We start from the raw sequence: 11,867 nt of genomic DNA on the forward strand, positions 1-11,867 counted from the left end.
CGCTTTGCGGAATGCTGATCAGGCGTGACGCTTCACGATCACCGATCCAACCGAATACCCGGCCCCAAAAGAACAGATCAGCCCCAGATCACCCTCTTGCAGATCGTCAGAGTATTTCGAAAACGCAATGATCGACCCTGCGGATGAGGTGTTCGCATAATCCTGAAGGATATTGGGTTGCTCGCCCGCCTCGGGTTCGCGGCCCAGAACTTTCTTGCCGATGAAGTCGTTCATCGTCTTGTTGGCCTGATGCAGCCACAGGCGTTTGAGGTCGGTATTGCTGACCCCTTCGGCCTCCATATGGTCGCTGATATGCTTGCTGACCATCGGCAACACTTCCTTGAACACCTTCCGGCCGTTCTGCATGAACTGCATGTCGCGGCGGTCAATCACACCATCGGGGCGCGACCGGCGCAGGAACCCGTTATTGTTGCGGATATTGTTGGAAAAGGCGGTGGCACAGCGGGTCGACAGGATTTCGAAATGCGGGCCTTTGGCGTCTTCGATCCGCTCGATCAACGTTGCCGTTGCCACATCGCCAAAGATAAAGTGACAATCCCGGTCGCGCCATTCCAGATGGCCCGAGCAGATTTCAGGGTTCACCACCAACGCCGCGCGCACCGACCCGGACCGCACCATATCCGCCGCCGCCTGAATGCCGAACGTGGCCGAAGAACAGGCGACATTCATGTCAAAGCCAAACCCGTCGATGCCCAGTTCCTGCTGAATCTCGATTGCAATCGCCGGATAGGCGCGTTCATGGTTCGAGGCCGCGCAGATCACCAGATCGACATCCGCCGCCGAACGCCCCGCCTGCGCCAGCGCCTTCCTGCAGGCATCCACTGCCATCTCGGTCATGATCCCGGGCTCGTCATCGCTGCGCTGGCGCAGCGTCGGGTGCATCACGTCCGGGTTCAGCACCCCGGCCTTGTCCATCACGTACCGGTTCTGAATGCCCGACGCCTTGACGATGAACTCTTCCGAGGAATGCTGCATCGCCTCCATCTGCCCGGCTGCGATGGCCTCGGCATTCTTCGCGTTCTGCTTGTCGGCATAGGCGTTGAACGCTTCAACAAGCTCGGCGTTGGTGATGACGTTTTCCGGCGTGAAGACACCGGTACCGGTGATGGCGGGGGTATACATGGCGGGCCCTGAATGTTTCGGATTCGCCCAAAATGCAGTCATGGCGTGATTTGATCAAGATATGTTGACCCAAGGGAATCCGTTCCGGGGTGCAGTTTCATATCTTGAATAGTTCATAAATTGAAGTATATCGCCCCGTAACCCGCGCGGAGACCCCCAATGCCCGACGATATCAGTGCCAGACTGGGCCGCCTCAGCCCCGAGATTCAGGCGATCATGGGCGTCTATGCCCTGTACTGGAAACTGGAAGAGACCTTCGACTGTATCGAAACAGACCTGAGCCACCCGGAATGCCACATGCTGATCAAACTGGATCAGCCCAAGCGCATGGGCGTTCTGGCCGCTGATATGTTAAGCGTCCCGTCAACGATCACCGCCACAGCCGATGCCCTTGAAAAAGCGGGCTACCTGACGCGTCGGCGTGACCCCGAAGACCGCCGCGCCTGGTTGCTGGTGCTGACAGAGCAGGGCGAAGAGGCCCGCAACATGCTGGTCGCCGCCGCCGGGGACCTGTTTCACAGGGCCTCGGGCCTAAACGAACAAGAAACTGCCGAATTCGCGCGACTGGCGCGCAAAATCCGCGACAACGTATTGAAAACGGGAATTCCCGAGGGATTGAAGAAATGAAACTCCTGACCTCTCTGGGCCTTGCACTGGCCATTCTGGCAACCCCGATTGCCGCTCAAGAGACCCCGAAACCGGTGAAACTCATGCAGGTGCGCGAAACCGCGCCCGGTTTCACGCGGCAGTTTTTTGGCCGCGTCGCCGCGCGCCAGACCGTTGATCTGGCCTTTCAGGTTGCGGGGCAGATTGTCGAAATGCCCATCAACGAAGGCTTCGTGATTCCCAAGGATGGCCTGATTGCCCGTCTGGATCAGGAACCGTTCGAGCTGCGCCTTGATCGGGCGCGGCTGCAAAAGGAACAGGCCGACCGCACCGTCGCCCGCCTGTCGCGCCTGCGCGGTACAACCGCCAGCCAGGTGGCCGTGGACGATGCCGAGACCGAGGCGCAACTGGCCGCGATCGCCCTGCGCGACGCGGAATATGAACTGGAACACGCCACGCTGACCGCGCCGTTTGACGCGCTGGTCTCCAGCCGCTCGGTCGAGGCGTTTACGACCGTCTCGGCGGGCACGCCCATCGTCCGCATCCACGACATGTCCGAATTGCGCATCGTGGTCGACGTGCCCGAGATCCTGTTTCAACGCTCTGGCCAGACTGATCAAAGAACGATCACCGCCAAATTCCCTGCCAGTGACGAAGTCTTCCCGCTGGAAATCCGAGAATTCGACGCGGAAACCTCCAGCGTCGGTCAAACCTTCCGCATCCAGTTCGGCCTGACCCCGCCCGAGGGGTTGCTGATCCTTCCCGGCTCGTCCGTTACCGTCAATGTTCAGGTGCAGGACAACCGCATTGGCATCATCGTGCCAGCAACCGCTGTGATCGCCGACGCAAACGGCGCGCTGAACGTCATGGTGTTTTCCCCGGTCGGGGCGGATGAGGGCACCGTGCGCCGCATCCCGGTGACCATCGAGCCCACGCAAACCGGCGATGTCCGGGTGCTGACGGGCCTGTCTGACGGGGATGAGGTCGTTGTTGCCGGAGGCGCTGTGCTGACGGATGGTCAGACGGTGCGTCGGTTCGCCGGTTTCGCGAATTGAGGGGCTGACAGATGAACATCGCCCGCGCCTCAATCGACCGGCCGCTTTACACATGGCTGGTCATCCTCATTGCCCTTGTTGGGGGCATCTGGGGGTTCACATCGCTTGGCCGTCTGGAAGACCCGGCCTTTACAATCAAAAACGCGGTCATCGCCACGCAATACCCCGGTGCCACTGCCGAACAGGTGGCGCTGGAAGTATCGGAACCGCTGGAATCCGCTATACAGCAGATGGGCGAGGTGGATGTCATCACCTCTGTCAATCAACCCGGACGGTCCCTGATCGAGGTCGAGATCAAGTCGACATATGACGGCACCGAACTGCCTGCCATCTGGACCCGGCTCAGGGCCAAGGTGCGCGACGCCGCGCGCGGCCTGCCATCGGGCGTCGGCCAGCCGTTTGTGAATGACGGGTTCGGCGACGTGTTCGGCCTGTTCTATGCGGTGACCGCCCAAGGGTTCTCGGACGCCGAAAAGCACGAACTGGCAACGTTCCTGCGGCGGGAACTGCTGACCGTGGACGGGGTTGCGGATGTCGAGGTTCAGGGCCTGCCGGACGAGGCGATCTTTGTCGAACCCGATCTGGCGATTTCGGTGAACCAGAATGTCCCGCTGCAAGCAATCAACCAGGCCATCGCCAATGCGGATTCGGTCAATTCCTCAGGGTCCTTGCGCTCTGATAACGAGCGCACCACCATTCTGACGGCCGAAGGGTCGGACAGTGTGTCGGCCATTGCGGGCCTGTCTGTCGGTTCGCAAGGGCAGGTGATCAACCTCTTTGACATGTCCGATGTCTATCGTGCCCGTCAGAACGACCCCGACATCATTATCCGCTACAACGGGACCGAGGCCTTCACCTTGGGCATCGCGGGTCTGGCCACCGAAAACATTGTCGAAGTCGGCAAACGCGCTGACGCCAAATTCGCGGAGTTGAACACAAGCATTCCCTTCGGTGTCGAAATCCTGCCGATCTATCAGCAACATGTGGTGGTCGAGCAGGCCTCGAACGACTTTCTCGTGAACCTTGCCATGTCGGTGGCCATCGTGGTCGCCGTGCTGGGCATCTTCATGGGCTGGCGCGCGGCCATTGTCGTCGGCTCGACCCTGCTGCTGACCGTGGTCGGCACGCTTCTGTTCATGTCGCTCTTCTCAATCGAGATGGAACGAATCTCATTGGGTGCCCTGATCATCGCCATGGGGATGCTGGTGGACAACGCCATCGTCGTGGCCGAAGGGATGCAGATATCCATGCTGCGCGGCCAGTCCTCGCGAGATGCGGCCGAGGATGTGGCGTCAAAAACCCAGATCCCGCTGCTGGGTGCGACCGTGATTGGCATCATGGCCTTTGCGGGCATTGGCCTCAGCCCTGACGCAACCGGAGAATTCCTGTTCTCTCTGTTCGCCGTGATTGGTATTTCACTGTTGCTCAGCTGGGTATTGGCGATCACCGTCACGCCGCTTTTGGGGCACTACTTCTTCAAACAGGGCAAAGCAGGCGAGATCGACGCTTACGGCGGCCTCCTGTTCCGCACCTATGGTGCGATCCTGCGCTTTGCGCTGCGCTTCCGCTGGCTGGTTGTTGCTGGTCTCGTCGGCGTAACCGTCGTGTGCTATGCCGGGTTTGGGCTGATGAAACAGCAGTTCTTCCCCAACTCCAACACGCCTTTGTTCTTTGTGCACTACAAACTGCCGCAGGGCACACCGATTGCACGAACCGCCGAAGACATGGCGGTATTCGAAGAGTGGCTGGCGGCACGCGACGACGTCGTCTCGGTCACGACCTTTGTCGGCCAGGGGGCTACCCGTTTCATGCTGACCTACTCCGCCGAAAAGCCGAATCCCAGCTATGGGCACATGGTCATCCGCACAGCAAGCCTGGACGACATCCCGGCGCTGCAAGCGGACCTTGAGGCGTTCGGGTCCGTCCAGTTCCCCGAAGGTGAGTTTGGCACCAAGCGCCTGGTTTTTGGCCCCGGCGGTGGTGATCCGATTCAGGCCCGCTTCTCGGGCAGCGATCCGGTCGTGCTGCGCCAGCTTGCTGATGAGGCGGTGCAGCGCATGGCAGCCGCATCCCCGAACGCGCTGTTGGTTCATCACGACTGGCGCGAACAGGAACTGGCTCTGCAACCGATCTATGCCACCGAACGGGCGCAGACAGCGGGTGTCACACGCGAAGATATCGCCGCCACCCTGCAATTCTCGACCGACGGCATTACGGGTGGTGTGTTCCGCGAGCGCGACCGCCTGATCCCGATCATCCTGCGCCGACCCGCGGACGGAGATTACTCGATCGTTGATCAGGTCGTGTACTCGGACCAGTCGGAAAAATTTGTACCAATTGAACAAATGGTGGATGGATTCGAGTACAAAACGCTCAATACGCTGGTTCACCGTCGTGATCGGGTTCTGACTATCACCGTCGGCGCCGACATCCCGCCCGACCTGACAGCGGCACAGGTCCACGCCGAAGTGCGAGACGCCATCGAGGCCATCGAATTGCCGCCCGGGTACAAGATGGAGTGGGGCGGTGAGTTCGAAAATTCGCGCGACGCGCAGGCAAGCCTGGGCAGACAACTGCCGCTGAGCCTGCTGATCATGGTGTTGATCTCGGTCCTATTGTTCAACGCGATCCGCCAGCCGATCATCATCTGGCTGCTGGTGCCGATGTCCGTGAACGGCGTGGTAATCGGCCTGCTGGGAACAGGACTGCCCTTCACCTTTACGGCACTTCTGGGCCTGCTCAGCCTGTCGGGCATGCTGATCAAGAACGGCATTGTTCTGGTCGAGGAAATCGATCTGGTCCGCGCCACCGGCAAGCCCCTGCGCGAGGCAATCATCGAAGCATCCGTGTCGCGTTTGCGGCCCGTCATGCTGGCGGCTGTCACGACCATTCTGGGCATGGCGCCACTGCTGACGGATGCGTTCTTCGTCTCGATGGCAGTGACGATCATGGGCGGTCTGGCATTTGCCACCGTGCTGACAATGGTTGCGGCACCGGTGTTTTACCTGCTGTTCTTCGCCCGTGACGAACGAAAGAAAACGATGGAAATACCTGCGTAAAATATTGAAAATAAGGAAAAGCCCCAGAGTTTCCTCTGGGGCTTTTCTGTTTGGTTCATGGGTCTTTACCCCTGTAGCGATTTCACCTCAACGTCGCCCTCAGCTTGTGCCTTGATCGCCAGTGCTGCGGCATTGGCCCCAGCTGCGGTGGTGAAATACGGGATCTTGTCGTACAGCGCGATCGAGCGGATGGCCTTGCTGTCCTCAACCGCCTGCGCACCTTCGGTGGTGTTCATCACCAGCTGCACCTGACCGTCTTTCAGCATGTCCACCACATCCGGGCGGCCTTCGTACACCTTGTTCACCACGTCACAGGCAACACCCTGTTCGTCCAGCCAGCTTTGCGTGCCGCGCGTGGCCACAAGCGTGAAACCCTGATCAACCAGAACCTGCGCCGCTTCCAGCATGGCTTTGCCCTTGTCGGCATCCTTGATCGAAATGAACGCACGGCCAGAGGACGGCAGCACCATGCCCGCGCCCATCTGCGCCTTGAGGAACGCGCGTGGGAAGTCACGGTCCCAGCCCATCACCTCGCCGGTCGAGCGCATTTCCGGGCCAAGGATGGTGTCGACGCCGGGGAAACGGGCGAATGGCATGACAGCTTCTTTCACCGAGAACCACGGCATGTCCGGATCGGCCAACGTCATCTGGTCCGCGATCTTGGTGTCCTTGCCTTCCTGATAGGGCGGGCGCATCGGGAAATCGGCCAGTTTCTCGCCCGCCATGACGCGCGCCGCAATCGACGCAATTGCACTGTCGGTGGCCTTGGCAACAAACGGCACGGTGCGCGAGGCGCGCGGGTTCACTTCGATCAGATAGATCTCATCATCCTTGATCGCGAATTGCACATTCATCAGGCCAACGACATTCAGCGCCTTGGCCAGTTTGAATGCCTGTTCCTTGATCTGCCCGATGATCTCTTTCGACAGCGAATAGGGCGGCAGCGAACAGGCGGAATCGCCCGAGTGAACGCCCGCTTCTTCGATGTGCTGCATGATGCCCGCCACGTGAACGTCGGTGCCGTCACACAGCGCATCTACGTCCAGCTCGACCGCGCCCGCCAGATAGCTGTCCAGAAGTACGGGGCTGTCGCCCGAGACCACAACGGCCTCGTTGATATAGCGTCGCAGCTGATCCATATCGCGCACGATTTCCATCGCACGACCGCCCAGAACGTAAGAGGGGCGAATGACCAGCGGGAAACCGATCTCTTCGGCAATCTCCAGCGCCTTTTCATCGGTCGAGGCAATACCGTTTCTGGGCTGTTTCAGGCCCAGTTCATTGACCAGCGCCTGGAACCGTTCGCGGTCTTCGGCCAGGTCAATTGCGTCCGGTGTGGTACCCAGAATCGGAATACCCTCGGCCTCAAGCGCGTTGGCCAGCTTCAACGGTGTTTGACCACCGAACTGAACGATCACGCCGTGCAGCGTGCCGTTTTCCTGTTCCTTCGTCAGGATTTCCATGACGTGTTCAAAGGTCAGCGGTTCAAAATACAAACGGTCCGAGGTGTCGTAGTCGGTCGAAACCGTCTCGGGATTGCAATTGACCATGATGGTCTCGTACCCGGCCTCGGTCAGCGCATAACAGGCGTGGCAGCAGCAATAATCGAACTCGATCCCCTGACCGATCCGGTTCGGGCCACCACCAAGAATAACGACCTTCTTGCGGTCGCTTGGGCGTGCTTCGCATTCGACATCGCCCATCATCGGGGCTTCGTAAGTCGAGTACATATAGGGTGTCTGCGCTTCGAACTCAGCAGCGCAGGTATCGATGCGTTTGAAGACCGCGGTGACGCCCAGATTGTGGCGGGCGCGGCGCACGTTATCTTCGCTGCGGCCTGACAGGTTGCCCAGACGCGCATCGGTGAAGCCCAGCATCTTGAGCTTGCGGATGCCTTCTTCGGTCACTGGCAGACCGTCCTTGCGCACGGTGCGTTCGGCTTCGATGATCTCGCGAATGCGGGCCAGGAACCAGGGGTCAAACTTGGTGACGCCAAAGATTTCGTCGTCGCTCAGGCCATGACGCATGGCTTGGGCGATGGTGCGCAGGCGGTCGGGGGTCTGCTTGCTGATCGCCTTGATGACATGCGCCTTGTCATCGCTGCTTTCGACCTCATCCCACAGGCCGATGCTCAACCCCGGAACTTCGATCTCATCAAACCCGGTCAAGCCGGATTCCATCGATGCCAGCGCCTTCTGCATGGATTCGTGGATGGTGCGCCCGATGGACATCGCCTCACCCACCGACTTCATTGCAGTGGTCAGGTAGGGTTCAGAGCCGGGGAATTTTTCAAACGCGAATTTCGGGATCTTGGTGACGACATAGTCGATGGTAGGTTCGAACGACGCAGGCGTGACCTTGGTGATGTCATTGTCCAGCTCGTCCAGCGTGTAGCCCACGGCCAGTTTCGCGGCGATCTTGGCAATCGGGAAACCCGTCGCCTTGGAGGCCAGCGCCGATGAACGCGACACGCGCGGGTTCATTTCGATCACAACCATGCGGCCATCATCGGGGTTGATTGCCCATTGCACGTTCGAGCCGCCGGTTTCCACCCCGATCTCGCGCAGCACGGCAATCGAGCCGTTGCGCATGATCTGGTATTCCTTGTCGGTCAGCGTCAGGGCAGGGGCCACGGTGATCGAGTCACCCGTGTGCACGCCCATTGGATCGACGTTTTCGATGGAACAGACGATGATGGCGTTGTCGGCAGTGTCGCGCACCACTTCCATCTCGTATTCTTTCCAGCCCAGCAGGCTTTCATCGACGAGGATCTGGTTGACGGGCGAGGCATCCATGCCCGAGCGGCAGAAATGGATATAATCCTCGCGGTTATAGGCCACGCCGCCGCCTGTGCCGCCCAAGGTAAAGGCCGGGCGGATGATGGCGGGCAGGCCGATTTCCTCCAACTCGTCCAGAGCGATCTGCACACCTGCTTCCAGATCGGCAGAGCCGTCGGCCTTCTTGGGGGCGGTCACGATGGTGGCTTTGGGGTTTTCCAGCCCCAGCCGATCCATCGCCTCGCGGAACAATTTGCGATCCTCGGCCATCTCGATGGCGTCGCGTTTGGCACCGATCATCTCGACACCGAACTTGTCCAACACCCCCATCTCTTCCAGCGCGAGCGAGGTGTTCAGACCGGTTTGCCCGCCCATTGTGGGCAGCAGGGCGTCAGGGCGTTCCTTTTCGATGATCTTGGCGACGACCTCGGGCGTGATCGGCTCGATATAGGTGGCATCGGCAAGTCCGGGGTCAGTCATGATTGTCGCCGGGTTCGAGTTGACCAGAATAACCCGGTAACCTTCTTCGCGCAGGGCCTTGCAGGCCTGAGCGCCGGAATAGTCGAACTCGCAGGCCTGACCGATAACAATGGGACCCGCCCCGATGATCATGATCGACTTGATGTCGGTTCTCTTCGGCATGGCCTGGCCCCTTCAATTTTGCACGAGTCGCGGGCGCCGCCCAAGCGCCCAAATTGTCGTGCGTTATAGGGACCACGCAGAAAGGTTCAAGGGGTATCGGAAACAGAAGCGAAATTGCCGCTTTCCCCCCTTTCCCCTGCCAGAGTATTCTCTATATCGCCCTTCACGGCAAAAGAGGATGCAGTTGCGTATTCGTTTTGATCAGGGACCAGCCGGTCGCGGAACCCGGTTTCAGCGCCCGACTCGGATTATCCGCGCGGATACGGCGGAGGACGTGCCCCAGGCTCTGGCGGCGCTGGATGAGGCGCGCGCGGGCGGAGCCTGGCTGGCTGGCTATGCCAGTTATGAACTGGGATATGTGCTTGAATCCCGGCTGATTGATCTTTTGCCGGAATCGCGTCGGCTGCCCCTGCTGTGTTTTGGGGTCTACGGCGCGCCGGATCGGGTTGCTTTACCAACGCCCGCGGGTGAGGTGCGCGCGTTTCAGCCGCGCTGGGACGAGGCGCGCTATAGCGAAGCCTTTCAACTGGTGCATGATGCCATCGGTGCAGGCGATATCTATCAGGCGAACCTGACCTTTCCGATTGACCTGACCGTCTCGGGCAGCAGTGAAACCCTTTATGCGGCACTGGCAGCGGGGCAGCCCGTTGGGCATGGTGCGCTGGTGCAGCAGGTCGGGTTGCCGGATTTGCTCAGCCGCTCGCCAGAGTTGTTCTTCCGCACAGACGCGGATGGAAAGATCGAGACTCGACCGATGAAGGGCACCCAGCCGCGCAGCGAAGACCCGGATGAGGATATGCGGCGCCGGGCGTTTCTGACCACGGACGAAAAGAACCGGGCGGAAAACCTGATGATCGTCGATCTTCTGCGCAACGATATCAGCCGTGTCGCGTTGCCCGGTTCCGTTCATGTCCCTGAACTGTTCAAGGTGGAAACCTATGCGACAGTGCATCAGATGGTTTCACTTGTCCGTGCCCAGTTGCTCAAATGCGCAGGGCTCAGCGATATACTGACGGCTCTGTTTCCCTGCGGCTCGATCACGGGCGCCCCCAAAATTCGCGCCATGGAAATTCTGGCCGGGCTGGAACCCTGGCCGCGCGACATCTATTGTGGCACCATCGGCTGGGCCGCGCCTGATGGCCGGTCCGAGTTCAACGTGGCCATCCGTACGCTGATGCTGGAAGACGATCAGGCCACCCTGAACGTGGGCGGGGGCCTTGTCTGGGACAGCACCGCCCCGGCAGAATATGAGGAGGCGCTATGGAAAGCCCGCTTCGCCCGCCAGCTGAGCCTGATTTCCGCCTGATCGAAACACTGGCGTTTCGGCCAGGTCAGGGCTTTGTCCGAAAAGACCGTCACCTTGCGCGCATGGCCCGAACCGCTGCGGCCTTTGGCCTTCCCTTCAACCCGGATTCAGCGACCGCCGCGCTGGATGGCGCGTTGGGCGACACCCCCTTGCGGTGCCGCCTTACACTGGACGCATCGGGCGCATTCGAATTGACCACCGGGGTTCTGGCCAGCAACCCTCCGGTCTGGCGCATCGCCCTGTCTGATCAGCGACTGGCTTCCAATGATCTTTGGCTGCGTCACAAGACAAGCCGCCGCGCCCTTTATGACAATACTCGCGCCGCGCTGACGGATGGCATAGACGAGGTGTTATTCCTGAATGAGCTTGATGAGCTGTGTGAGGGCACCATCAGCAACCTTTTCGTCGAAAAACAGGACGGTCGTATTCTGACACCTGCGCTCTCCAGCGGTCTGTTGCCTGGCATATTGCGCGAAGAATTACTGGATAAAGGAACGGTGTCTGAGGCCGTGCTGACCCTGAGCGACCTGAAAAATGCACAAACTGCCTACATGGGCAATTCATTGCGCGGGCTGATCCGGGTGGAGCTGATAGACACGTGACCAAAGACAGCGCGATGGTCGGACCGCCGGTTGCATTGCCGCGGTTAAGAGTTGAGTTCGGCCTGTTCTATGTTGTCCTGCCGCTGATCATCGCGGTTTTGTTTCCACCGAACTGGATGTTTCCGGCTCTGTTTGCCCTGACCGGGCTGGGGATCATGCTGCTGCATTGGACACCGGGCTTTCAATGGGCCGAGCTGCGCTATGATTGGGCCAACTGGTCGCTTCGCGAAGTTGTGCTGTTTACCGCTTTCATGTCCGTGTTTTGCGTTGGGCTGATTCAGGTGACACGCCCCGACGCCGCGTTTTTTCTGCCAGTACACCGCCCTGAGATGCTGGTGCTTATCTGGATCGGTTATCCTGTTTTGTCTGCACTGCCTCAGGAACTGCTGTTCCGCCCACTGTTCTTCCGGCGTTATCACGCGATCCTGCCAGAGGGGCGTGCGGCTTATGTGCTGAATGCTGCCATCTTCTCGTTCGCGCATCTGATGTATTGGAGTTGGATTGTCGCCCTCATGACATTTGCGGGCGGGCTGCTGTTTACATGGGCCTACAGGCAGCGCGGCTCGTTCTTCTATGCGGTGCTGTTGCACGCGATTGCGGGCAATATCATCTTTGCGGTCGGGCTGGGTGTCTATTTCTACTCAGGCAACGTGCAAAGGCCATTTTGACAGGGCGAC

General features: G+C 59.8%; 8 protein-coding genes. 6 read left to right on the forward strand and 2 right to left on the reverse strand.

Translation table 11 applies throughout. From position 1 onward, the window contains the following. Window positions 1-18 precede the first annotated feature (18 nt). Entirely contained in the window at window positions 19-1,143 is a 1,125-nt protein-coding gene (locus ACR0AP_RS05960; protein ID WP_480505938.1) for a beta-ketoacyl-ACP synthase III, read from the reverse strand. A 159-nt stretch (window positions 1,144-1,302) separates the two neighbouring features. Between ACR0AP_RS05960 and ACR0AP_RS05965 the strand changes: the two genes are divergently transcribed. The 3 genes from ACR0AP_RS05965 to ACR0AP_RS05975 are packed head-to-tail and all read left to right on the forward strand — an operon-like array spanning window position 1,303 to window position 5,863. Continuing rightward, complete coding sequence (locus tag ACR0AP_RS05965) at window positions 1,303-1,770, forward strand: MarR family winged helix-turn-helix transcriptional regulator (RefSeq protein WP_480487592.1); 468 nt, start codon at window positions 1,303-1,305, stop codon at window positions 1,768-1,770. Then, on the forward strand, window positions 1,767-2,804 hold the full coding sequence (locus tag ACR0AP_RS05970) for an efflux RND transporter periplasmic adaptor subunit (protein ID WP_480505940.1): 1,038 nt from the start codon (window positions 1,767-1,769) through the stop codon (window positions 2,802-2,804). The genes ACR0AP_RS05965 and ACR0AP_RS05970 overlap by 4 nt, the downstream gene beginning before the upstream one ends. Before the next feature lie 11 nt (window positions 2,805-2,815). Continuing rightward, the gene (locus ACR0AP_RS05975; protein ID WP_480505942.1) at window positions 2,816-5,863 is read left to right on the forward strand and encodes an efflux RND transporter permease subunit; all 3,048 of its coding nucleotides are present in this window, start codon (window positions 2,816-2,818) and stop codon (window positions 5,861-5,863) included. 65 nt (window positions 5,864-5,928) lie between these two features. On the opposite strand, the gene carB is transcribed toward ACR0AP_RS05975, so the two are convergent. Then, window positions 5,929-9,282: a carbamoyl-phosphate synthase large subunit gene (carB, locus tag ACR0AP_RS05980; RefSeq protein WP_480505944.1), complete on the reverse strand. Its 3,354-nt coding sequence runs from the start codon at window positions 9,280-9,282 to the stop codon at window positions 5,929-5,931. Window positions 9,283-9,460: 178 nt separating this feature from the next. Between carB and ACR0AP_RS05985 the strand changes: the two genes are divergently transcribed. Genes ACR0AP_RS05985 through ACR0AP_RS05995 form a run of 3 tightly spaced genes read left to right on the forward strand, consistent with a single transcriptional unit; the run spans window position 9,461 to window position 11,858 of the window. Then, complete coding sequence (locus ACR0AP_RS05985; protein ID WP_480505946.1) at window positions 9,461-10,588, forward strand: aminodeoxychorismate synthase component I; 1,128 nt, start codon at window positions 9,461-9,463, stop codon at window positions 10,586-10,588. Next, the gene (locus tag ACR0AP_RS05990; protein ID WP_480505948.1) at window positions 10,543-11,190 is read left to right on the forward strand and encodes an aminotransferase class IV family protein; all 648 of its coding nucleotides are present in this window, start codon (window positions 10,543-10,545) and stop codon (window positions 11,188-11,190) included. The genes ACR0AP_RS05985 and ACR0AP_RS05990 overlap by 46 nt, the downstream gene beginning before the upstream one ends. After that, on the forward strand, window positions 11,187-11,858 hold the full coding sequence (locus ACR0AP_RS05995; protein ID WP_480505950.1) for a CPBP family intramembrane glutamic endopeptidase: 672 nt from the start codon (window positions 11,187-11,189) through the stop codon (window positions 11,856-11,858). The genes ACR0AP_RS05990 and ACR0AP_RS05995 overlap by 4 nt, the downstream gene beginning before the upstream one ends. Window positions 11,859-11,867 lie beyond the last annotated feature (9 nt).

The sequence above is a fragment of the Ruegeria sp. AF7 genome, assembly GCF_056541885.1.

Coding starts and splice junctions, on each gene's coding strand:
- ACR0AP_RS05960 (WP_480505938.1), bottom strand. CDS start 1,143: ATGTATACCCCCGCCATCACCGGTACCGGTGTCTTCACGCCGGAAAAC.
- ACR0AP_RS05965 (WP_480487592.1), top strand. CDS start 1,303: ATGCCCGACGATATCAGTGCCAGACTGGGCCGCCTCAGCCCCGAGATT.
- ACR0AP_RS05970 (WP_480505940.1), top strand. CDS start 1,767: ATGAAACTCCTGACCTCTCTGGGCCTTGCACTGGCCATTCTGGCAACC.
- ACR0AP_RS05975 (WP_480505942.1), top strand. CDS start 2,816: ATGAACATCGCCCGCGCCTCAATCGACCGGCCGCTTTACACATGGCTG.
- carB (WP_480505944.1), bottom strand. CDS start 9,282: ATGCCGAAGAGAACCGACATCAAGTCGATCATGATCATCGGGGCGGGT.
- ACR0AP_RS05985 (WP_480505946.1), top strand. CDS start 9,461: ATGCAGTTGCGTATTCGTTTTGATCAGGGACCAGCCGGTCGCGGAACC.
- ACR0AP_RS05990 (WP_480505948.1), top strand. CDS start 10,543: ATGGAAAGCCCGCTTCGCCCGCCAGCTGAGCCTGATTTCCGCCTGATC.